The following is a 23027-nucleotide window of genomic DNA, read 5'->3' as shown; positions in this document are numbered from 1 at the left end:
GGCCTCTTTCTGCTCCTCGGGCGTCGGCGCGGCTTCAGCCGCGGCCGGAGCCGCTGCGGGCGCGGCAGCGACCGCCGGCTGCGCCGGCTGCTCGCCACTGTCTTTGCCGAGCACCACCACCACAACCGCCACAAGCGCCAGCACCAGGATGGCCACACCGGCGATCACGCCGATCATCAGCCCCTTGTTCTGCTTGCGATGGCTGCCCATCGGCATCAGCGCCGGCATGCTCATCGTCCCCGGGGCAAAGTCGTCATCCGAGCCCTTCTCACCCTTCATCGACGCGTGCGTGCTCGCCAGCGCCTGAATGTCGATGAGACCCGACTTATCATTGCCCTGCGCCGCGCCTTCGGCCGGCTTGCTCACCGCCTTCACCTGGTCGACGCTGCTCAGGCTGAAGAGCACGCTGTTCTCATTGCGCGCGCCCACCATGTCACCCGAGGCAGGAGCCGCGGCCGGCTCCGGCTCATCCGCGCCATAGCCGCCGGCGTAGTCGTCTTCGGGTGGCGTCGAGTCGAACGCGGCGAACATCCCACCCTCGCCACCGCCGAACCCGTCATCGTAACCGCCAGCATCGTAACCACCGGCGTCGTAGCCATCATCGTAACCACCGCCTCCGAAGCCGTTGTCGGCGTAGCTCTCGATCGAGGGCTGCTGGTCGTAGCTCCCGCTCTCCACAGAGGCGCTGTTATCGCTGTAGCCCTCCAGGCTATCAAAGCCTCCGGAGCTCATCGCCGCCGTCGCGTCGAGATCAGGCTCGGGCTGAGGGTTATGCGCCGAAGCGATCATCGTGGCTTCGTTGGGGCCGGCCGCGTCCTGCATCAGATGCGCGAACTCGTTGAGCGTGCTCAACATCACCCAGTCATCCAACCCGTCGCGCCAGGCGAAGGTATCCGGGTGCACCTGACCGGCGGTGAAGTAGGCTTCCACCTCCTCGGGCGTAATCGGGCCGACGCGATCGCCGTCGATCACCACGTACCACTCCGACGCCCCGCCGGTGTTGCCGTAGGCCGAGCCGAACTCCCCGCCACCTTCTTCACTACCTTCTGCGGTCCCTTTGACCACGATGACCTCGCTGCACTTTTTACACCGGATCTTAAAGACCTTGCCCTGGACCTTGTCGTCCGCGATGGAATATTTCGCGCCGCAGTTGTCGCAAACGATCTTCATCGGGGAACCGCTCCTTCGCGTTGCCTCTAATACGCCGCCTCATCGGGCGGCCGGCGTGGATTCGACCTGCTCTGTGACGATCATCCTCGACCGCCACCTCTCTTTCGCAACCTTTTGCTGCGCATGCCTTCCAACCACCCTCATCGTTTCGATCGGCTCGCGCGGCGAGCCCCGAGGAGGTGGGTGCCCTCCTGGAAAAAGAGCGGCAACTCTCCCGGGCGTACATCGATGAGGAAGCGTGCCGGTCAGCGGCGTCCAACGTAGCAAAGCGCTTTATGAAGCGTCAATCAGTTGTCACCCCCATCCCAACGCCGTGATCCTCGTCAGAGCCCCGCTGATAGCGCCCCGATGGCCCGATCCTCCGCAACCCGACACAACCTTTTACGTTAGCCCTCAGCGCCCCGTCTCTCCCCCGTCGTTCACGGCGCCCCCAGACGCAGACGCCCCGCCATCCTCAACGGGATGGCGGGGCGTCAAAGCTCGAAAGCTCACCGAGTCGCGCGCTTACTGCTGGAGCGCGGCCTCTTCGGTGCTTTCCTGAATCTTCGGCAGGAAGCTCGTCTTCAGGTCCAGCAGGCGCTGGAACTGCGCCTGACCGCGACCTTCCATGTTCATCAAGTCCGGCGAGCGGAACTCACCTTCGACGAGCATGTTCTCGAAGTCGTAGAAGCGCGAGCGGGTCTCGCCCTCTTCGGCGTCCTGCGCGAAGGCCTGGGCACCGAACACCGTCGTCGCCGCAAGCACCAGACAAAAGATTGCTTTTTTCATCGTCTCTCTCCTCAGTAGCTTCGCGCGGTATCACGCGACATGCCGTAAAAGTGTAACGCCCGCGCGTCCCGACGTCAAAGACGCCGCAGCACGCCGTGACTCACTCCGCGGCTTCGTCGCCCTCGACCGCTTCATCACCTTCGGGGGCCTCTTCAGCTTCCGGCTCCGGCTGCTGCGCCTGCTGCTCCAGCTGCGAGCGCATGAAGTTAATCGACGCCTCGTAGTTGGCGACCTTGTTCACGTCGTCTTCCAGCTCCACCAGCCGCTCGTAGTACGCGATGGCCTCTTCGGGGCGCTGCAGGTGCGTCTCATTGAGCTGCGCCAGTCGCTCCAGGCTGGAGAGGTGATCGCTATCACACTCCTGCAGGTAGTAGCTGTAGCGTTCATCGGCTTCTTCATGCTCACCGACCGCAAACGCCGAAGCGCCCTTACCCAGGTTCGCCACACAGTGGTGCGGCGCGATGCGCACCGCGTGAGTGAAGTGCGCGTCGGCCCGCTCGTAATCGAGGTACTCGAGCAGGATCGAAGCCAGGTTCAGGCGGCTCTCCAGGTAGTCCTCGTCGGCCTCGATCGCCTTGGAGAAGGAGTCGACCGCCAGCGGCACGTTATCTTCCTGGATGTAGACAAGCCCCAGGTTGTTGAGCACGTCGACGTTGTCTTCATCTTCTTTGAGCGCCTTGCGCAGCGAGTACTTCGCCAGCGAGAGGTTCTCGCGCTCCATGTAAATCAGACCGAGCGTGTTGAGCGCCCCGACGTTGACGTTATCCTCACGCAGGATCTCCTCGACGTAACGCAGCGCCTGATCCTCCTCGCCGCGCCGAAGCGCGATGACCGCCATGTTGTTCTTGGCGACGAGGTTATTCGGATCGCGCGCCACAACCTCCGAGAAGAGGGTCTGCGCGTCGTCGTACTGCTCGTTTTCAGCGTAAGCCTTGGCCAGCGCCACGGTGTAATCAAACACATCCGGATCGAGCTCACGGGCGGTCTGAATGCGAACCACGGCATCATCGTTGCGATCGATCTCACCGTAGAGAAGACCCAGGTTGTAGTGGGCCTCTGCAAAGGTGGGCTCAATCTCGATGGCTCGCTCCAGGGCGTCGATGGCCGTCTGACGCTCGGTCGCGCCGGCCTCGATGGCCACCATCGCCTCTTCAAAGGCCTCAAGAGCCTCCAGGGGGATGCCGGTCGATTCGGAGATCTTCTCCTGCTCCGACTTCTCCGGAACCTCCACCGGCGCCTCATCGACGGTCTTCGGGGCGCTGGAGCACCCCGCGCTCAGCGTCACCGCAAGCGCACCAGCCAATACCCCCATCAAGGGGCGGCGAGTCAGGTTAGTGAGTGTGTTTTTCATATGCTATCCTCGCACCACGCCTTGCGGCGTGTGTGTCGTCGATGATCGTCCTAACTCAGGAGGCCGGGGTTTCAGTCGTTGCCGACGGCGTACCCTCACCTTCAGCCGGCGTCGCCCCTTCGGGCGCCGCCTCAATGGGCTGTCCGTTCTCGTCGAGCGCAGGCGCGGGCTCCGGCTTGGGACGACGCTCAAAGCGCGCCGCGCCACGCTCGGCCACCACCGACCAGTCCGTCACCGGATCCGGCGCGAAGAACTCGGTGCGGTTGTGTTCCACCGTCACACCTTCCTGCCCGGTGATCGGGTAGGCGCCACGCTCAAGCTGGCTGATCTCCTGGGCGGAGAGGCGGCTCCACTCGTTGTAGGCCTCGTACTCCAGCGCAAGCTCCAGCGCGCGGTTAAACGCGGTGAGCGCACGTTCCTGAAGCGGGAAGGCCAGGTCTTCAACCGAGAGCTGGTACTCAAACTCCTGATCGGGCGTCAGCCCTTCGGGGAGCGGCAGGTTGAAGAGACCTTCGGCAAAGTCCTTATAGGCCTGACCGATGCGGTAGGCGGCAGCAGCAACCCAGCGCGGGCTCTTCATCTGGATGACTTCGGCGAAGACCTCTTCAGCGTCGAGCTGGTACTGACCCTTCTCCTGCGCGGTCCGCGTCAGCGTCCGCACCGGGAAGGAGAGCTCCACGGCCTTGAACTTACGGAAGATGGCCTCACCCTGGTGGAAGCGCGCCTGAGCGGCAAACTGCCGACTGGCGTTCTGGCCCTCTTCGTCGAGCTCCTTCCAGGTGCTAACCGCGCTGGTGAAGTACCCGTCGGCCACCTCTTCCCAGTTGCGGGGCTGCATCTGCTCGGCGAGTAGCCCCAGCTCCAGGTTCACCTCGACGCGCTCGGCGCCCTTGATGGTGTCCTTCTTGAGGAACTCCTCAAAGCGGGTGCGCGCGGCTTCCCGGTTCTCGCGGTTCTTCTCAAGGAAGGCCATCTCAAGCTCGATGGTGTTCTCTTCCTCGTCCTCGATCTCCTCCCCGAAGTACTCCAGGTAGGACTCGTAGGTCGCGATCGCCTCGTCCCACTGCTCCATCGCGGTGCGCAGGACGGCGGCATTGTACACCGCATCGCCGGCGTTCTCGTAGCTGCGGTAGTTCTCTTCGCCCAGACGCGCGAAGTAGGTGGCGGCCTGCGAGAGGTCGGCGCGGGACTCAAAGATCAACCCGAGAACGTAGAGCGCGTTGGGGGCCTGCTCCGACTCCGGGTAGGTCTCGATGACGCGCTGGTACAGCTCCACAGCGCGGTTGACCTCGTTGCCACCCTCGTAGATCGCCGCGGCGTTGAACACCGCACCGGGCGCGAACTCCGAGTCGGGGAACTCCCCGGCAAGGCGCAGCATCTCGGCGGCGGCTTCGTCGACCTTATCCTCTTCTTTGAGGTCGATGGCCTTCTCGTTGATCGCAAACGCAATCGCCTGGGTAAGGCTCTCACGCGGCGTCACGTCAAAGATCTCGTTCTCGAGCAGGTGACGGGCCCACTTCTCCACCTCATCCCAGCGCTGCAGGCGGTAGTTCGCCTCCAGAAGGCTGTTGCCCGCGTAGCTGGCGTAGGTGTGGCGCGGCGCGTTCTCAATGATGCTCTCGTAACGCGGCACGCAGTTGTCGTAGTGTCCGCGGCTCTTGTAGACCTCGGCGGCCACGTAATCGACCGTGGGGGTCACGTCTTCCGTCGGGTACATCTCCGAGAACTGGTCGCTCGCCTCCACAAAGCCCTGCTCGTACTTGAGCAGGTCGGTGCGGGGAATCGGCGGGGTCTCGCCAGCGTCGGCTGCTGAGCCCATGCTCTGCGAGGTCGGCTCGGGGTTCTCACCGGCTCGCGCGGCCATCTCCACGAGGATCGAGTCGGGGTGGTGCTGCTTCACCAGCTCGTTGTACGAGCTGACCACGGCGTAGGCCGCGTCACGCACCAGCGCCTCGACTTCCTCGGGCTTGGCTTCTTCGGGGATGTTGTCGTCTTTGTAGAGGTCGACCACCAGCTGATACTGAAGCGCGGCGCGCTCGTAATCTTCCAGGTTGTAGAGGTAAATCTCACCCAGGAAGAAGGTCATATCGAACGAGGCCGGATGCTCCGGGAATCGGTCGATGAACTGCTGGTAGTAATCGGCCGCGGTCACATAGTCGTCGCGCGTGCCGCCGCGCTGGGCCTGGCGGTGATAGTGGTTGGCCAGTCGCGCCAGGTTGCCCTCCACCAGAAGGTTGGCGTTGCTGATCGCCCGCTCTTCGTCAGCGTTGTTGCGGAACCAGGTGCCCTGCGGGTTGAGGTAGGCCACGTAGCGCTGCACGCGCTCTTCGTAGGCCTCGAAGTTGGTGCGACGCAGCGAACGCACGATGGCGTCCATCCAATCGGGCACGCTCGGATCGTTGGGGCGCTCGTCGAGGAACCACTCGTAGGCGGCCAACGCGTCGGCATCCTTACCCTGGAGCTCCAGATAGCCGGCCATGCGGCTGATCTGCTCGTAGGTGTATTCGATGTCGCGGATCTCGGTGAAGTAGTCCCGAGCCTCGATCCAGCCGTCGTCGATCTCGGCCAGGGCCAGCATCAGGTCGTTGCTCGCCTGGGTCTGAAGGAAGTTCCAGGCCGCCGAGTCGGCGCGCGCGATCACCTGCTTGAAGGTATCGGCGCTCTCGCGGTGCTCACCATTATTGAAGTGCGACCAGGCCAGCTTGTAGAGGGCGTAGTCGTAGTTGCGGTACTGCTCGTAGTTGAGCACTTTCTCGTAGTTCATCTTCGCCACGCCAGCCTGCTGCTGGTCGAAGAAGAACTCACCCAGCGCCAGGTAGGCGTCGGGGAGGTAGCGCGAGTTCGGGTAGTTCGTCACCAGACGCTGCAGGTAGCCCACGGCCTGCGCACCCTGGTTGGCCTCGATCAGCCCGCTCCCCAGACGGAAGATGACCTCATCGAGGCGATTGTAGTCCGGGTACTCCCGCAGGATATCTTCGTAGATCGCCTGTGCCTCGCTGTAGTCGGGCATCGGCTCGGGGCACTCGCTCTCATCGAGGGTGCCCTCGTAGACCGCGTCCAGACACGCGTTGTACTCGGTACGGGCCCGCACGTACTCCATGTTGCGCAGCTCCCAGAGCAGCTCGGCCTTCTGGAACATCCAGTCCGGCTTCTGAGCGGCGTAGGGAGAGCGCGCGATGATCTCGTCGAGCTGCGTGATCATGCGCCGGTTCTGAGCTTCGAGGCGTCGCTTGAGCGCCTCGATCTCTTCGACCGTCATGGTGCGCTGCTCATCCTCAACCTGATCGAGGGTGACGTTGGTCTCGGCCTCAAGGTCCGACTCCACCTCACGCTCACTCTCAGCGGCGGCCTGCTCATCGAGGCGACGCGAGGCCGAGTCGAGGATGTCGTCAGTCGTGGCGCGCTCACGCTCCTGGGCGCTGATATCCTGCGCCCATACCTCGGCGGTGGGGCTGGCGAGAAGCGCCACCATCAGCGCTCCGAAGATCGTGCGGGTTGTATGACGGTTTTTCATTGTTCAATGCACTCCGTGCGCATCTGACTGCGGTAACTCGCGACCTCATCAAGCCAGTACTCGCCCTCAAAGGGCCAGGGCTGCCAGTCGTCGGCGACGACCATCAGCGTGGTGCCGGCTTCGGCGGCTTCAGGTGCCTCGTAGTTCGGGTTCTGAAGACGCTGCTGGAGCTGCTGGCGCTCCTCACTATCGATATCAAACTCGATCTGCAGGGAGCGCAATTCCCAGTTCTCCAACTCCTGGTCCACAGCGGTGAGCCGCTGCTGAACGATAATGCCCCCTTCCTGGACCTTGAGCTCAAGCTGCTCTTCGACCCGCTCAAGCACCTGCTGACCGAAGTCGCCAAGCGCCGAGATGTTGGCGTTGAGCGCGGCCCGCTCGGCCTGCAGCGCGCGCACCACCCGGTGCACATTGTAGAAGGGAAGGCTCTCGAGCACCGCGTTGGTGAACAGGCGCGGGATCGGCGCGCTTTGGCCAGGCTTGTAGGCATCTTCCATCATCTGCCAGTACGCCTCGGGCTCAAACGTGTTCTCCAGGTAGGCCTGCAAGAGCGGGCGCTGATCCAGGTAGCGGCTCTTGAACTCGGCGAGCGCGCGCTGGCTCTTGGGGAACATGCACTGGTTCAGGTAGACGGTCGACTCCAGGATGTAGAGATCCGGGTAGTAGCGCTGCGAGTAGTAGGGGCTCTGCAGGGTGTGGAAGGTCCCCAGCGCGCGCTTGAAGTCGTTCTTCATGAAGTAGCTCCACGCCGATTCGAACACGGCGTCGGCGTGACGGGAGCTCTCCGAGGGAATCTTCTGGTAGTAGAAAAGCGCGACATCGAAGAAACCGACCTCGAAGAAGACACGCGCCAGCGCCAGGTAGCCCAGCTGCAGAATGTCTTCGTTTCCACCGGGGGCGGCTTCGGCAGCGAGAATCGCCGCCTCGAAGTTACGCAGAGCGCCGGGGATATCGTTGACCGCCGGGTCCAGGCGGGCGACACCGGCCAGGTAGCGCGACTCGGGGTAATCCGTGGCGCTCTCGGGCACTTGATCGAGGTACTCAAGGGCCAGATCCATACGGTTATAACCGTAGAAGAACTTGCCCATGTAGTAGTTGAACTCGGCCTGGAAGCGCTCGTTCTTATCGCCCACATAGAAGCGGGTCAGCTCTTCGAGGATGGGCGGGTTGTAGCCGATGCGCGAGCTGAGCTCTTCGAGCATGCGGAAGGCTTCCACAAAGTGGGGCCGGTCGGCGCCCGCCATCAGCACTTCGAGCAGCGGCGTCGAGGCGCCGGAGAGGATGCCCTCCTGGTAGAGCGCCTTGGCCAGACCGAAGGTCGCCTCGTACCAGTTCTCCGAGCCTTGCTCGGGCTCGTACGAGAGGAACTCCAGGTACATGCGCGCGCCTTCCATGTTGTTGCCATCGCGCACGATCTGGGCGGCGCGCGGCAGCTGGCCGGCGGCGCGCTCAAGCTGACGCTGACGCTCGGCCTCGGCCTCGCGCTGGGCGTTGAGCTCGTTGGCGCGGCGCTCGATCTCGGCCTGACGCTCGGCCTCCAGACGCTCGCGCTCTTCGCGCTCGTAGTCCGACTCGCCTTCGGCCGGAGCCGGCGCGGGCGCCGGCGCCAGAGGATCGATCTCCTCATCGGCGGGGGCCTGGTCTGCCGGAGCGCTCTCGCCGGCGATCATGCCGCGGCGGCGCAGGTGGTCGATGACCTGGTCGCTGACGCCCTGCTCGCGCAGATCTTCAACGTCCTCGGCGGTGAGCGAGATGTCGTCACCGGCCGAGTCAATCGCTCCCATAATGGCGCGATCATCGAGGCCCAGCTTCGTCATCTGCACGATCTGGTTCTTATCGAGTGCGAACGCCGTGGAGGCCGTGCCGGCCACCAGCGTCACACAGATCAGGGCGCCGATCAGGCGTCGAACCCACCGGCTCTGCCGAGCCCCTCGTGCTGCTGCGGGGCGTGTATGCGTCTTGAGATTGAGTCCCTGCATAGACTGTCTTCCTGCTTGCGCGTTTATCGAATTGACCGGCGGCGTCAGGCGCCCCTCTCCGGTGTCATCCATTAGAAGTGGTACGAGGCACCGACCAGAAACTCCACCGGAAGGCGCAGCTGACCGAAGAACGAATCTTCGTTATGGCTAAACTGCGCGCCGCGGTAGAGGTAGCCCCGGCCGTCGAGACGCACGGTCAAATCCGGGGTCACAAAGAAGTGCGCGCCGACGCCCAGCACACCTTCGACGGTGAGCTTGGTCGAGGCGCTCTCCCGGGTGATGTCGGGGCGCTCCACGCTCACCGCGCCCAGACCCGCGGCGACGTTGAGGTCGAAGTGCGAGAGCTTGCGCTGCAAGAGCGCCAGCTTGCCGTAGAAGGGGCTCCAGGTGACCACGGCGTTGGCGCGCCACAAGAAGCGGTCTTCGGTGTCAGTGGCGGGATCAAATCCCTCGCCGCGGTCGCTGATCAAAAAGTCCATCAGCTGCGTATTGCGCGTGAGCACGCCCTCGGCGTTCATAAACGCGCCGCCCACCTCCACGCCCAGCTGGTCGCTGAAGTGGTAACTGACCCGGCCACCAACCGGGATGTAGTAATAGAATGGCTCGCTGCTCATCAGCCCGGTGTAGATCCCCGCACCAATGCGGCCTTCACGATCGTAGAGACGATCGCGCAGCACGCGAAGATCGCGCTCGCTGGTCCAGTACTGCTCAAGCTCCTCATCGAGGGCCTGCTGCGCAGCGGCCGGCGAGGCGCTGAGCGCGGTGGCGGCGGCTACGAGCACCGCGATGGCGCTCCATTTAAACTTCACGGTCGTCATGAAAGAACCTTCTGTAGACCTGTCAATCATCGTCGCCCGCCTGGCGGGCAGCTCCCGGTGCACAGCGCGCACCCTTAGAAGAACCAGCTAAAGCCCAGCGAGACCTCGGAGGGCCTGGCCACGCCGCCGTTAACCTTGGCAAAAATGAACTGGCGGTAGTCAGCGCGCACCGAGGCGTGCTCGCCCACATAAAGAGCGAGGCCGGCGCCGAGCACACCTTCGGGCTTGGCGGTGGTGGAGCGACCCGAGTTGAAGTCGCTCTGGGTCTGCGCGACCACCATGCCCGCCCCACCAAAGACGTTCATATCCAGGTAGATGATGCGGTCGTTGTAGTAGGCGAGCTTGCCGTAGACCGGGCTCCACATCACGCCGAAGTTGACGTGGGAGGCCTGGCCGTCACCGATGAGCACTTCCTGAGCGTCGGCGCCGGTCTCATCGCGAAGGGTCTCACGCAGCTGCGTGTCGCGACGGAACGCGTAAGAGCCGGCGACCTCCAGCCCGATGTTCTCCAGCAGGAAGTAGTTCGCGCGAACCCCCAGCGGGAGGTACTGCTCAAAGATGTTGTTGGGGATGATCCCGCCGTAAAGCGTCAGCGCAAACCTACCTTCTTTGAGGAAGGCGCGCTGCTGCATCACGTAGACCTCGCGCATCTCGGCCCAGTACATCGGATCATCTTCGTCGAGCTCGGGCAGCCCGTCGTCCTCGGCGGCCGCTTCAGCGCCCTCGGGAGCCGGGGCGGCCTCCTGCGCAAGGGCCGGGGTGGCCATAAGTGCCAGGGTCAGCGCTACCACCAGAGCCCACAGCGGGACTTGAATTCGCTTGGCATTCACCGATCTATCTCCTACTGCGTAGTTCATTCGATCAAAGCATCAAGGTCGCGGCGCGATCACTCCGCCGTGAAGAAGGTCGCGCGCGTATCGGCGGCGGCCGGGTCGGCCCCGGAGGCCCCGCTGACACTGCCCTTCTGCGCGAAGCTGAACGTGTCGTTGGTCGAGCCGACATCCACGCTCATCACCGACTGAAGGCGGAAGGCCTCCCCGGGGAAGAGCACGTCGGTGTCGGTCGCACCCAGCGAGACGTCGACCTTCCAGCCGGCCTCGACATAGGCGGGCAGGTGCTCAAGTGCGTTGCGCATCAGCGGAATCTCAGCCGCGGGCACGTAGCTGTAGGTGCCGCCGGTGGCGCAGGCGATCTCCTGGAACTCCGCCACCGGCCCGATGCGCCCGTTCTCATCGCGCGTCGGCAGGCAATACGCTGCCTCGGTGTCGGCCGGGTACTGCACCGAATCCGTCGGCGAGTTGGGCGTGCGGAAGAACTGCGGCTGGCGGCAGGTCTCGTAGTTGCGGCACTCATCATCGGAGGTGCAGGTGGGCTTACCCTGATAGTAGATGAAGTCGTCGCGCAGCAGGTTGTTGTCGAGCGCCGGGTCAACGTGCACGAGCATGATGGAGACGCCGAGCTCGTTGGCGCGCGTGATCACGTTCTGCGCGCTGTTACTCGTCGACTGGAAGGCGTCCGGGCTGTCGGTGAGCACGACCAGCGTGCGCGACTCAAAGTCGGCCACACGCGTGTCGGTGAAGCCCTGATCGAGCACCGTAAGGATCGCGCCGTAGAGGAAGTTGCGGTTGCCCTCGCTGATGTTCTCGGAGGTCATGTCACGCACTGCCGAGTCGACCCCCGGGATGCTTCCGGTCCACAGCTGACCACCGGTGGTAGCGTTGACGTGCGAGAAGATCGTGCCGCTGGAGCCGCCGTAGGTCCACAGCCCAAAGAGCGATTCACGGCCGCTCTCACGCACCAGAGATGAGACATCGCCCCAGTTGGAGACCAGACCGCTGAGCGCACTGTAGCGGCGGTTATTACCGTCGGTCGCGCGCCCGCCTCGCGGCGGCGTATCAGGACCGGCGATCACCGGGTACTCGCCGCCGGTCATCTCATTGGCGACGCGGTCAAGCGCGGCGACCTCCGAGGGGAGGAAGCCACGCCAGGAACCCGCGCGGGAGACCAGCACACCAAAAGCGTGGCTGGCCTGATCCTGACCGATATACTCTGGATCGGAGGCGGCCGAGACAGTCGAGGTGACGTAGCAGCGGTTGCCGATATCCTGAGCGCCATCTTGCCCCACTCCGCAGAGGAAGCTATCGGGGCACTCGTCCGCACTGGCGCACACGCGATCAGGCGTGGCGTAGACCGCGCCGTCATTAAACGTCACGCTGTTGCGATCCAGGTTCACAGTCCCCTGCGAGATGGCCTCTCCGGGCTTGATCGGCGTGTTGTCATTGGCCATGAGCACGAAGCCAATCTCGCCGCCCTGGGTCAACCCCTCGCACTGGCCACCGGCGGCGCCAAAGCTCACGGGCTGCACGTTGTTAAAGCGACGCTCGGAGAAGCTGATTCTGGCGACGGTATCGCAGCCCGTCGCCCCCAGAAGCGTCACACCTGCCAGACCCACCAGGGTCGCCCAGCTCAGACGCCTGGTGCGCCGGGATCGGCTGCGCTTCGAACTCAAGCCGTATGTCATTGCATCAATCCTTACTGCGGGTTGTTCCATCGATGTCGCCGGCGCTCAAAATCGGGTCGTCGTGCCGGTTAAGGCCGGGCGCGGCGCAGGCAAAAGTGTGGCGCGCGCATGAATCCGGCGGACCGTTCTACCCGAAGGGGGGCATGCTTGCAAGCAGGCCGACCCGGGCGGCGATCGCGCCAGCAGAAACGTCAAAAGCCCGTCCTCGTTGAGCGAGGGCGGGCTTTTAAGGGGCGTTCGTTCTGGAGTGCGAAGGGGCGGGCTCGAACCGCCGACACCGGCCTTTTCAGGGCCGTGCTCTACCTGCTGAGCTACCTTCGCGCCGTGCCGTCTTGGAGTGTTCCTCAGCGGCAGGATGTGTCTTATAGGGCTGCCCTTTTCGGGCGTCAAGAGCTTTTATCACTCTGCGGGCAACTTTTCTTCAACCGGGGGTTCTTCGCCTGTTTTCAGCTGCAAAAGCTCGATCCCCAGGGTCTTCGCCACCTCGTAGATGCGCGCGTCGCGGTAAAACTCCCCGAAGATGATGCGCTGGATACCGGCGTTGGCGATCATCTTAAAGCACTGCCAGCATGGCGAGGCGGTGATGTAGATGTCGGCCCCGCCGATGGCCACGCCGTTTCGTGCGGCCTGAATGATGGCGTTGGCCTCGGCGTGGATGGTGCGCACACAGTGGCCAGCCTCCATCATATGGCCGACCTCATCGCAGTGCTCCAGCCCGCGCACGCTGCCGTTGTAGCCGGTAGAGAGGATCGTACGCTCGCGCACGATCACCGCGCCCACGTGTTTGCGATCGCAGGTGGCGCGGGTGGCGACCTGTCGGGCGATCGCCATGAAGTAGTCGTCCCAGCTGGCGCGATCATCCATCGAAGAACCTCCGGAGGTCGGGGGGATTTTGATCTACAGGCTTCTCGTAGGACGCCGGGAGCTATCGTCGACGGCGTCACAATGTCCGGCGCATCGCTCACCGAGGGGGTTGCGCCCGTGCGTCCGAAGATCTTGAGTAGCGTGAGCGAGGCGATGGGGCCAGCTCGATCTCAGGTCAGGACGTCGGCGCTGATCGCGTCACAGAACGCTTGCCAGTCGGAGCGCGCGGAGGGGCTGAGCGCCTCGGGGCTCACCCTGGCCTGCCATCCTGCGGGTGTCGATTGCACGTCCAGCTTTGGGATCGCTGCCTGCAGCGACCGAAGACGCTGCGGGAGCTCGCCGGAGCTCGCCAGAAACACGCAGACGGCCTCGTCATAAGCGGCGCCCTCGCTCTGGTCGTGGCGAGCGAAGACGAGCCGGGAGTGCATCAACTGAACGGCGGCCGAGGTCAACGCGTCGACGCGCTTCGAGTGCTCGGTGGATGTCACCCGGAGCTCGGCGACAAGGCGCGGCCGCTCACCATGTTTGCCCGTCGAGAGCGCGAGCACTCCACCGCTGGCGAGTCGCACCATCACAAGCTGCGTGCGCTGGGTGAGCGTATCGACGATGAGCCGATCCGCGTCGAAGGCGCGCCACTGCCCCCGCTGATTCAGATCGTAGTCAACCGCCTCCTCCCCAGTCGCCAGCAGCGCCCCGGCCCACAGCTCACGCACACCTTCGGCGTCACTCAGCGGCTTGCGCTCCAGCGCCCAGATCCCCCTCAGCCCGACCTCTTGACCCATCACCATGGAACCATCCCGGTCGCCTCCCTGCTCCGGCAGCGAGGCTTTCCTATCTTTCGTTGATGTTGCTCGCCCTCAATCACATCGGGCGTTGCATGGATACGCCCCGAATCATGCTCCGGCAACGCATCGCAGAATCTCGGACGGCGCGGCGATCGTCATCGATCGGACCTGGCGATCCTCGTCTCGGCCGACCGGCGCCAACACCTCGTGCGTTCCCACACACGCCAGCCTGCCCGCCGAGACGTCACCTGCATAACCGCTCGCGGGTCACATCTCAACGCCTGCCGCCTTCCGGCGATCTTGTCCGCCTGCCGAGGCGCGCTTAACCTCCCGCCAACATTGGAACGCTTCGGCGCAACCCCCGCGCCCCTGGACCGCTTTTATTGGAGGTGCCTCATGACGACCCGGCTCGAACCCATCGCGCTCTACACCGATCTCTACGAGCTGACCATGGCTCAGGGCTACTTTAAGGAGGGCAAGTCCGAGCAGCGCGCCACCTTCGACTACTTCTACCGCACGCCGCCCTTCGGTGGCGGCTACGTTGTCTTCTGCGGGCTGGCCACGCTGGTCGAGATCCTTGAAGACTTCCGCTTCGGCAACGACGCCATCGCGTTTCTGCGCGAGCAGGGCTTCGAAGACGGGTTTCTTGAGCGTCTTAAGACCTTTCGTTTTGAAGCCGAAGTCCGCGCGCCGGCGGAGGGCGAGCTGATCTTCCCTTACGCGCCAGCGCTGCAGGTGCGCGGCACGCTGCTGGAGGCGCAGCTCGTGGAGACGTTACTCTTGAACCTGCTCAACTTCCAGTCGCTGATCGCGACCAAAGCCGCGCGCATGCGCCAGGTCGCTGGCGATCGCACCCTGGTCGACTTCGGACTGCGCCGCGCCCACAGCTTCGGCGGTCTGCACGCCTCCCGCGCCGCGGTGGTCGGCGGCTTCGACGCCACCTCCAACGTGCTCGCCGGCATGCACTACGACATCCCCCTCTCGGGCACCCAGGCCCACGCCTGGATCCAGAGCTTTGAGCGCGAGATCGACGCCTTCCGCGCCTTCGCGCGCCAGTACGGCGATGCCAGCGTGCTGCTCGTCGACACCTACGACACCCTTAAGAGCGGCGTGCCTAACGCCATCACCATCGCCGGCGAGCTGCGCGATCGTGGCCAGTCCCTGCGCGCGATCCGCCTGGACAGCGGCGACCTGGCCTACCTGGCGCGCCACGCCCGCGCCATGCTTGATGAAGCCGGCTTCCCGGAGGTCAAGATCGCTGCATCCAACAACCTCGACGAGCACGTCATCCGCAGCCTGCTCATCGATCAGGACGCCCCGATCGACATCTTCGGCGTGGGCACCCAGCTTGTGACCGCCCACGACGATCCGGCGCTCGGCGGCGTCTACAAGCTGGCCACCCTCAACGGGACGCCTCGCATCAAGCTCTCCGACAGTCTGCGCAAGATGACCTTCCCCGGCGACAAGCAGGTCTTTCGCATCCGCGACGCCCAGGGTCAGCTCTACGCCGACGCCGTCGCCCTCGATGAGCAGACGCACATCGATCGCATTCATCATCCGCACGAGCCTCATAAAGAGACGCAGGTCGGCCACCTTGAGCAGACCCCGCTTCTTAAGCCCGTCATGCGAGAAGGTCGGCGCATCGCTGAGCTTCCCTCGGCCTTTGCGGCGAGCACCTACGCCCGCGAGCAGCTCGCGGCCCTGCCCGCCGAGCATCGGCGCTTCAAAAATCCGCATATCTACAAAGTCGGCCTGAGCACCGCGCTCCGCGACCGCCGCGACGAGGCCGTCGCGCAGGCCCACCGGCGAATCCCCTCCAACCCATCGTAAGGGGAATACACCCTGGAATGTTGCGTGGTTGTCACGGGGGGTTCCATCCACCTCTGATAGAGAAGTGAACGTGATGTCGAAGCTCATTCTCATCGTCGAAGACGAACCCGATCTGGTCGAAAACCTCGACTACAACCTCCGCCGCGAGGGCTTTGAGGCCGACGCTGCGCTCAGCGGTCAGCAGGCGCTGGCGCGCCTCAAAGAGCAGCCGCTGCCCGACCTGATCGTGCTCGATCTGATGCTCCCCGATCTCTCCGGCTATGAAGTCTGCCGTCGGGTGCGCGCCGACCAGAGCACACGCCACATCCCCATTCTGATGCTGACGGCCCGTGGCGAGGACCACGAGCGCGTCGAGGGCTTTGAGGCCGGCGCTGATGATTACGTCGTCAAGCCCTTCAACGTGCGCGAGCTGATGTTGCGGGTGCGCGCGGTGCTGCGCCGCAGCGAGGGGCCCGACGAGAACCCCGCTCCCGGCCAGGTCCACTTCGGCCGGCTTCGCGTGGACTTCCCGGCGGTGCGGGTCTGGGTCGATGAGGAGCCCATCGCCCTGACCGCCCTGGAGTTTCGCCTCCTTGAGACACTCTTCTCTCGACGCGGCCGCGCGCAGTCACGCGAGGTGCTCTTAAGCGATGTCTGGGATATACAGGCCGACGTGATGACCCGTACCGTCGACACCCACATCAAACGCCTGCGCGAGAAGCTCGGCCCCTGCGGCCCCTACATTGAGACCTTGCGCGGCATCGGCTACCGCTTCTGCGCCACGCCCCCGGAACTCTGAGGCGCACGCGCCGGGCCTCGAAGGCACCAGGTGTTTCTCTCCTTCCGCAGCAAAATCTTCGCGATCGCCATCGCCCTGATCGGGCTCTTTGTGCTGATCGCCACCCTGGCCGCCCACCACACGCTGCGCAGCTGGACGCAGAGCCGCATCGAGTCGGATCTTCTCCAGCGCGCCCGGCTGGTCGACGCCTCCCTCGCCACAAGCGCCGATATCCACGCCCAGGTCCTACGACTGAGCGAGGCCTCGCAGACCCGCATCACGTTGATCGCCGCCGATGGTGAGGTGGTCGCCGACTCCCACGTCGACACCCCCGAAGCGCTCGACGACCACGGCGATCGCCCCGAAGTCCTCGCCGCGCTCAAGGGTGAGGTGGGCCTGGCCATGCGTCACAGCAGCTCCATCGACGCCGATCTTCTCTACGTCGCCGTCCCTTCCACCGCCGCCGAGATGGCGGATGTGGTGCGCCTCTCGGTACCGCTCTCGGAGGTCGATCAGGTTCTGGACCGCCTTCGCACCCTGGCGCTGCTGGGGGCGCTCATCGCCCTGGCCATCGCGATCTTCTTGAGCGGCATCGCCACTCGCCTGATGTCGTCGACGCTGCAAAACCTGCTGGTCCACGCCCGCGAGGCCACCGAGCTCCCCGACGCCCCCCCCTCGCCAGGCGACCTTCCGGGAGGACGTCAGACCCCAAGCTCACGTTCGGTCCGCCAGCTCACCGAGGCGCTGGAGCGCAGCGTGGGCTCACTCGCACAGGAGCGCGACCGTTTCGGCGCGGTACTCGACGGCATGGCCGAAGGCGTCGTGGCAACCGACGCCCACCTCACGCTGACCCTGGTCAACCGCGCCGCCCGCGCCCTTCTGGGGCTTGAAGGTGACCCGCGCGGCCGTGACCTGGCCGACCTGCTGCCGGCCGCACCCCTGGAGCAGCTCTTAGGCGGCGCGCGCAGCGCCCGCGGCGCCTCCGCCGAGTTTCAGCTCACCGCCCCCCTGCCCCGCACCATTCTGGCGCGCGCCGCCTGGCCCAAACACGGCCCCGGGCTCATTCTGGTGCTCCACGACATCACCGAACTTCGCCGCCTGGAGACCGTTCGCCGCGACTTCGTCGCCAACGTCTCCCACGAGCTGCGCACCCCGGTCGCCGTGATCCAGGCCCACAGCGAGACCCTGCTCAGCGGCGCGCTCGACGACCCACAAGCCGCCCAGAACTTCACCCGGGGCATTCACCGCAACGCTGAGCGCCTCACTCACCTGATCGCCGACCTGCTCGACATCGCGCGCCTGGAGGCCGATCAGGCCCAGCTCGCCCCCCGGCAACTCTCCGCCCCCGGGGCCGCCCGCGACGCCATCGAGGCGCTCCACGCCCCCGAAGACGCCGCGATCTCGGTGCAGATGTCCGACGATCTGGAGGTCCTGGCCGACCCCCGCGCCCTGGACCAGATCCTGATCAATCTCCTCGACAACGCCCTCAAGTACCTCCCCGAGCCCGGCCCCATCATCGTGCGCGCCTCCCGAGAGCCCGACGCGACCATGATCCGCTTTGAGGTCATCGACCGGGGCCCGGGCATCGAGCCCCGCCACCATCACCGCCTCTTCGAGCGCTTCTACCGCGTCGACAAAGGACGCGCCGCGCATATGGGCGGCACCGGCCTTGGGCTCTCCATCGTCAAACACCTCGTCAGCGCCCAGGGCGGCGAGGTGGGCTATGAGCCGAATTCGCCCCACGGTTCGATCTTCTGGTTTACGCTGCCGGCCCCCCCGACAGGTGCGTCGCACTAAGACGTACGCGATGCGCCGAACCGCCTGCCCTCGGCCTTCTTACCTCCCCTTCTCGACACCCAGATCGACCACTCAGCCCCCTTACCTCCTCTTCTGGTCGACCCAGATCGACCACTCAGCCCCCTTACCTCCTCTTCTGGTCGACCCAGAACGCCTACTCAGACCCCTTACCTCCCGGTCTCGACACCCAGATCGACCACTCAGGCCTCCTTACCTCCCGATCTCGACACCCAGATCGACCACTCAGACCCCTTACCTCCTCTTCTGGTCGACCCAGAACGCCTACTCGGCCTCCTTACCTCCTCTTCTGGTCAACCCAGAACGCCTACTCGGCCTCCTTACCTACCGTTCTCGACACCCAGATCGACCACTCGGGCGCTGAGCTCGGTGCGTGCCCTATCCTTGACGCCCCGTCACCAACCCACCATAAACCACAGGGAGCGCCGCGCCCCTTCACTCTTGCGAAGCCACGCGGCCTGACCCCAACCCCTCTTGCTGCACGAGAAGGCCCCATGTCCGACTCCCCCCTTCGCGAAGACGCCCGCACCTGGCGCGAAGCCCTCGACCGTTTCATCGCCGCGCAGCGCCCCGCGCCGCTTCCCGACAAAGACGCGCTCGACCCGCGCCAGAACGCCCAGCGCCGCGTCACCGGCGGCGTGCTCCTGCAATTCTTCGACTTTCTCGAAAAAACCGCCTCCGAGGAGCTCTACCCCCAACTCGCCGAGCACCCGCTGCCCGAGCGCGTCTTTGTCTTCGTGACCGACGAGGCCGGCTACTGCGCCGCCACCGAGCTGATGGACCTCTCCACCCCCCAGGCCACCTGCGTCCTTAAAGAAGAATGGCGCGAGGCCATCGAAGATCCCGTCTTTGAAGACGATGAAACCTACATCCATCACTACCAGTTCTGGAGCGTGTGGCACCGCAACATCCCCGAGAACTGGGATGTCTCGGCGCTTGAGCCCGGCACCGAATACTGGCTGCACGAAGAGGGTTTCGCTCTGGCCGACGGTGCCGGACGCGGCGCCCAGCACCTGTGGCGTTGGAACGGCACCGAACTCTCATTGGTCGAAGAGACCATGACATCCTGGACCTCCTGATCCGATGACCTCCTTGATTCAGTCGATCCGCGACGTCTACCAGGCCTCCAAAAAGAAAGAGGACATCGCCTGGAACACCTACGTCGCGCGCCCCATCGCCGCCATCTTAGTGGCCCTGCTGCGCCCCACGCCGCTCACCCCCAACCAGGTGACCTTTCTGGGCGTGGCGGTCTTTTTTGTGGCTGCCGCGGCGTTCATCGCCCTGCCCGGCGCCTGGGGATTTCTGGTGGGCGCGCTGCTCGTGCAGCTCTCCTACCTCTTTGACTGCGCCGACGGGCAGCTCGCCAGGCTCAAGTCCATGACCTCCGAGGTGGGCTCCCACCTGGACTTTTTAATGGACGAGCTCAAAGCCATGACCCTGGCCGGCGCCCTGGGCATCCGCCTGTGGATGCTCGACGCCCAGCCCTACTGGCTGATCGTCGCCACCGCCGGCGTCTTCCTGGTGGGCGCGGCCACCTCGCTGACCAACTTCGTGCGCCGCCCCGAATACGCCGGCCAGGAGATCAAGCCGGGCGACTCCGCCCGCAAGCGCGCCATGCCTGCCTCCCTCATCGGCAAAGGGGTCTGGGTGGCCGAGGCCGTCGCACGCTACTTCGTGCACTACCCCTCCTGGATCATGTGGGTGGCCCTGGCGGCCTTCGTCCTCCCCTTTGACGCGGCCATCGTCTTTCTGGTGCTTTATCTCGGCGTGTACATGGTCTACCTGGCCCGCACCACGCTGGCGATCCTGCTCAAGCTCGCTCACCCGGGGTTCTACCGATCATGAAAGCTATCATCATCGCCGCCGGCCGCGGCAGCCGCCTGGAACACCACACCGACGAGCGCCCCAAGTGCATGGTGCGCGTCGGCGGCCGCTCCATCCTCGATCACCAGCTTGAGGCCTACCGCGCCCACGGGGTCGACGATCTGCACATCATCCGCGGCTACCTGGCCGATCGCCTGGTGGTCGAAGGAGCCACCTACCACGCCAACCCGGGCTGGCCCGACAACAACATCCTCCAGTCCCTCTTCTGCGCCGATGAGGCGTTAACCGGGCCGATGCTCGTCTCCTACTCCGACATCGTCTTCACCCCCGAGGTTGTAAAAGCCGCCTTGGACACCGAACACGACATCGCGCTGGTCGTCGACCGCCACTGGCACACCTCCTATGAGGGCCGCACCGACCACCCGGTCGAGCAGGCCGAGCTGACGCGCGTTGAAAAGGGACATGTGCAACGCGTCGGAAAGCACGTCGGCCCGGAGGGCGCGCTTGGCGAATTCATCGGCCTGGCCTACTTCAGCGAGCGCGGCGCAAGAGCGCTTCGCGAGGCCTTCGCCGCCGCCCGCGACACCTACGCCCCGGACGACATCTTCCAGAACGGCCGCACCTTTCAGAAGGCGTACCTCTGCGACCTTTTTGAGTTCATGATCCAGCGCGGCACGGCCATCGGCACCGCCCCCATCGAGGGCGGCTGGCGCGAGATCGACACCGTCGAAGATCTGCACGCCGTCGAGGTCAGCCTGAGTGGCGAGGCCACATCCTCATGAGCGATGAGCCCTCATCGGACGCCCCCGAACGTGACGAGCGCGCACCGACCACCATCCCGATGGTCTCGCCAGCGCTGATCACGCGCTCCTTCGCCATGCTGCTCGGGGGCCTCTGCTTCGGCGTCTGGCTGCTGATCGGCGAGGCCGAGGCGTGGCTGGGGGGCGATCTTCCCGCCATCGCGTCTCTGGCGCCGCTGGCGGTCGCGTTGCTGGCCATCGCTATCCGCAAGATCTGGCTGCCCTCCGGCGCACAAACGATCCGCTTTGGCGACGAGAGCCTCACGCTGCCCCGAAGTCGCACGTCCCGCCGCAGCGACACCCTGAACTACTCCGATCTTCGCACCGCCGTCCCTCTCGTGGTGCGCCGCGAGCCCGCTCTGGTCATCGACACCCTGGCGCGCACCTACGTCTACACCGCCTCCGATTTTCCACACCCGGAGACCTGGCGCCTGGTCTGGGCGGAGATGCTCGAGCGAGTGCGCGCCCGCCCCGAGGGTAACGCCCAGCTTGTGCGCATGCGCCAGCTCGCCGAGCTCAGCCAGGAGATCACCGGCGGGCGCCCCTGGTTCACGCCCCGATTTCTGATCGTGCTGGCCATCGCCTTTGCCGCCCAGAGCTTTTTGACGCCCTCGCTCGACGTGCTCGAACACCTCTACGCCGGCGCCAACTCCCGGGTGATGGTGCTGGAGCACGGCCAGATCTGGCGCGTCTTCACCGCCAACCTCCTCCACGGTGGCCTGGTGCACTTTGGCATCAACGCGATGGGCCTGCTCTTTCTGGGAACCTACCTGGAGCGGCTGATGGGCATCGCGCCCACCATCGTGCTCACGCTCGCCACCGCGCTGGCCGGCGCCCTGGCCTCACTCTACGGCTCCGACGCGCTCTTCTCCGTGGGGATCTCCACGGCACTTTTCGGGCTTCTTGGCGCCTACCTCGCGCTGCATCTGCGTTTCGAGAAGGAGCTCCCGCCGCCTTACCGTCAGACCCGTCGCTGGTGGACCACCATCCTCGGGCTTAACGTCGCCGCCTCGCTCTTCATCCCGGTCATCGACGCCTGGGGGCACTTCGGCGGCCTCTTCGCCGGACTTGCGCTGGGCTTCGTGGTGCTCAGAGGACGAGAGAGCTTCTCGCCGCCCACGCCCGCGTCCGCCCTGACCAACCTCAGCGCTGCGCTGCTCGTGGCAGCCTTCACCCTCGCTGCCTTCTTCGCGCTTCACTACGGCAGCGGCGACCACCCTGACGATGAGATTTACGTAGCGCTCGATCTTCTCGAGCGCATCGAAGAGCCCGCCGATGCGGCCATGGCCATTGAGCTCGCCGCGCGCTGGCATGAACACGCCCCGAGCCCCGACGACCGCCTCCAGGGGATCCTCCTGAGCCTGAGCCAGCGCGGCATCAAGCTCACCGACGAGCCCTACCTGGCCTGGCGCGCTACCTCCACGCGCATGGTCCTTGCCGACGACCTCGCCGAGACCGACCCGAGTCGCGCCGACGCCATCCGGCAGAGCACGATCCTCGATTTTGAACACTTCACCCGCGCCCACCCCGGTCCGGCCACCTGGCAGGCGCTGGCCCACCTGCTCACGAGTCATCGGGCGCGCACCGAGTCGCACCTCCGCGCCGAGGGCCTCCCGAGCATTCGGGTGGAGCGCGGCGAGGTCACAGACGAGCTGCTGGTACACCTGAGTGCGCCTCCTCCCCGCCCGATGCGCATCTACGCGCTGGCCAGCGGCGAAGATGCCTCCCATGCGCTCATCGTCAGCTGCCTCCACGCCAACAGCACCTCACCGGTCCGGACCGAGGCCCCTCCCGGCGGCGATCGTGTCTACACCCCCCTGCTCAGCGCGGACGCCCCCGACTGCGACGCCGCCGGCGCGTGGGACATGGTCCCGATTCCCCCCTCCGAGCCGGACTGACCGATCGGTTGTGGCCTCGATCCCCCATCTCCGGACCTTAATGACCTGAAGCGCGCCAATCTGTCGCACCCCGGTCCGGGGGGCCCCTGCGGGCGAGGATCACGATCCCCTACCGCCTCGCCCTCGCCAACGACGCACCCACGCCTCACAGGCACCAATCGCCCCGAATCCTCCCGCGCGACGAGGGCTTCTTCCCGTAATGTTTCAAAGAGATAGGGCGCAGCCTCCGGATTCCCCACCGCCTCAAAACCATCCAAAGACCGCCCGTTGCCACCGCGGCGCCCCCGGACTGGAACTACGACGCACCATGGCATACAATTTGCTCTACATTGT

At 65.1% G+C, this 23027-nt stretch carries 17 protein-coding genes and 1 tRNA gene; 7 read left to right on the top strand and 11 right to left on the bottom strand.

All coding sequences use genetic code 11. The features are described from left to right. The 11 genes from FRC96_RS20335 to FRC96_RS20285 all read right to left on the bottom strand — a co-directional run. Window positions 1-1170: GYF domain-containing protein (locus FRC96_RS20335; protein ID WP_146977338.1), on the bottom strand; the 1170-nt coding region annotated here is incomplete at its 3' end. A 504-nt stretch (window positions 1171-1674) separates the two neighbouring features. Then, window positions 1675-1938, bottom strand: a complete 264-nt coding sequence (locus tag FRC96_RS20330; RefSeq protein WP_115603441.1) for a hypothetical protein — start codon at window positions 1936-1938, stop codon at window positions 1675-1677. Window positions 1939-2038: 100 nt separating this feature from the next. After that, window positions 2039-3289 carry a tetratricopeptide repeat protein gene (locus tag FRC96_RS20325; protein WP_146977332.1) on the bottom strand — a complete coding sequence of 417 codons (1251 nt, stop codon included), beginning with the start codon at window positions 3287-3289 and terminating at the stop codon, window positions 2039-2041. A gap of 55 nt (window positions 3290-3344) precedes the next feature. Then, window positions 3345-6761: a tetratricopeptide repeat protein gene (locus FRC96_RS20320; protein ID WP_230470518.1), complete on the bottom strand. Its 3417-nt coding sequence runs from the start codon at window positions 6759-6761 to the stop codon at window positions 3345-3347. A 38-nt stretch (window positions 6762-6799) separates the two neighbouring features. After that, window positions 6800-8782: a hypothetical protein gene (locus tag FRC96_RS20315; protein ID WP_146977329.1), complete on the bottom strand. Its 1983-nt coding sequence runs from the start codon at window positions 8780-8782 to the stop codon at window positions 6800-6802. Window positions 8783-8853: 71 nt separating this feature from the next. After that, a complete protein-coding gene (locus FRC96_RS20310) occupies window positions 8854-9600 on the bottom strand; it encodes an outer membrane beta-barrel domain-containing protein (protein ID WP_230470517.1) in 747 nt (248 codons plus the stop codon). Between the two features lie 74 nt (window positions 9601-9674). Beyond that, window positions 9675-10430, bottom strand: a complete 756-nt coding sequence (locus tag FRC96_RS20305; RefSeq protein ID WP_230470516.1) for an outer membrane beta-barrel domain-containing protein — start codon at window positions 10428-10430, stop codon at window positions 9675-9677. Between the two features lie 56 nt (window positions 10431-10486). Beyond that, a complete protein-coding gene (locus tag FRC96_RS20300; RefSeq protein WP_230470515.1) occupies window positions 10487-12109 on the bottom strand; it encodes a hypothetical protein in 1623 nt (540 codons plus the stop codon). Between the two features lie 260 nt (window positions 12110-12369). Continuing rightward, window positions 12370-12442 (bottom strand) — tRNA-Phe (locus FRC96_RS20295). 78 nt (window positions 12443-12520) lie between these two features. Continuing rightward, window positions 12521-12985, bottom strand: coding sequence for a deoxycytidylate deaminase (locus tag FRC96_RS20290; protein ID WP_146977322.1), 465 nt, complete (start codon window positions 12983-12985; stop codon window positions 12521-12523). Between the two features lie 170 nt (window positions 12986-13155). After that, window positions 13156-13773 carry a hypothetical protein gene (locus tag FRC96_RS20285; protein ID WP_146977320.1) on the bottom strand — a complete coding sequence of 206 codons (618 nt, stop codon included), beginning with the start codon at window positions 13771-13773 and terminating at the stop codon, window positions 13156-13158. A gap of 393 nt (window positions 13774-14166) precedes the next feature. Here FRC96_RS20285 and FRC96_RS20280 point away from each other — a divergent pair, with 393 nt between their 5' ends. From FRC96_RS20280 to FRC96_RS20250, 7 genes are all read left to right on the top strand, one after another. Beyond that, entirely contained in the window at window positions 14167-15600 is a 1434-nt protein-coding gene (locus FRC96_RS20280; RefSeq protein WP_146977318.1) for a nicotinate phosphoribosyltransferase, read from the top strand. 73 nt (window positions 15601-15673) lie between these two features. Further along, window positions 15674-16378: a response regulator gene (locus FRC96_RS20275; RefSeq protein ID WP_146977317.1), complete on the top strand. Its 705-nt coding sequence runs from the start codon at window positions 15674-15676 to the stop codon at window positions 16376-16378. A 30-nt stretch (window positions 16379-16408) separates the two neighbouring features. Further along, window positions 16409-18154: a sensor histidine kinase gene (locus FRC96_RS20270; protein ID WP_146977315.1), complete on the top strand. Its 1746-nt coding sequence runs from the start codon at window positions 16409-16411 to the stop codon at window positions 18152-18154. 512 nt (window positions 18155-18666) lie between these two features. Further along, on the top strand, window positions 18667-19251 hold the full coding sequence (locus FRC96_RS20265; RefSeq protein ID WP_146977313.1) for a hypothetical protein: 585 nt from the start codon (window positions 18667-18669) through the stop codon (window positions 19249-19251). A 4-nt stretch (window positions 19252-19255) separates the two neighbouring features. Beyond that, on the top strand, window positions 19256-20017 hold the full coding sequence (locus tag FRC96_RS20260; RefSeq protein WP_146977311.1) for a CDP-alcohol phosphatidyltransferase family protein: 762 nt from the start codon (window positions 19256-19258) through the stop codon (window positions 20015-20017). Next, window positions 20014-20778, top strand: coding sequence for an NTP transferase domain-containing protein (locus FRC96_RS20255; RefSeq protein WP_146977309.1), 765 nt, complete (start codon window positions 20014-20016; stop codon window positions 20776-20778). The genes FRC96_RS20260 and FRC96_RS20255 overlap by 4 nt, the downstream gene beginning before the upstream one ends. Further along, the gene (locus FRC96_RS20250; RefSeq protein WP_146977308.1) at window positions 20775-22694 is read left to right on the top strand and encodes a rhomboid family intramembrane serine protease; all 1920 of its coding nucleotides are present in this window, start codon (window positions 20775-20777) and stop codon (window positions 22692-22694) included. The genes FRC96_RS20255 and FRC96_RS20250 overlap by 4 nt, the downstream gene beginning before the upstream one ends. Window positions 22695-23027: the final 333 nt, after the last annotated feature.

The sequence above is a fragment of the Lujinxingia vulgaris genome, assembly GCF_007997005.1.
GTDB lineage: Bacteria > Myxococcota_A > Bradymonadia > Bradymonadales > Bradymonadaceae > Lujinxingia.
The sequence above is the reverse complement of the archived record's forward strand: the minus strand, read 5'-3'. Positions and strand labels throughout refer to the sequence as shown.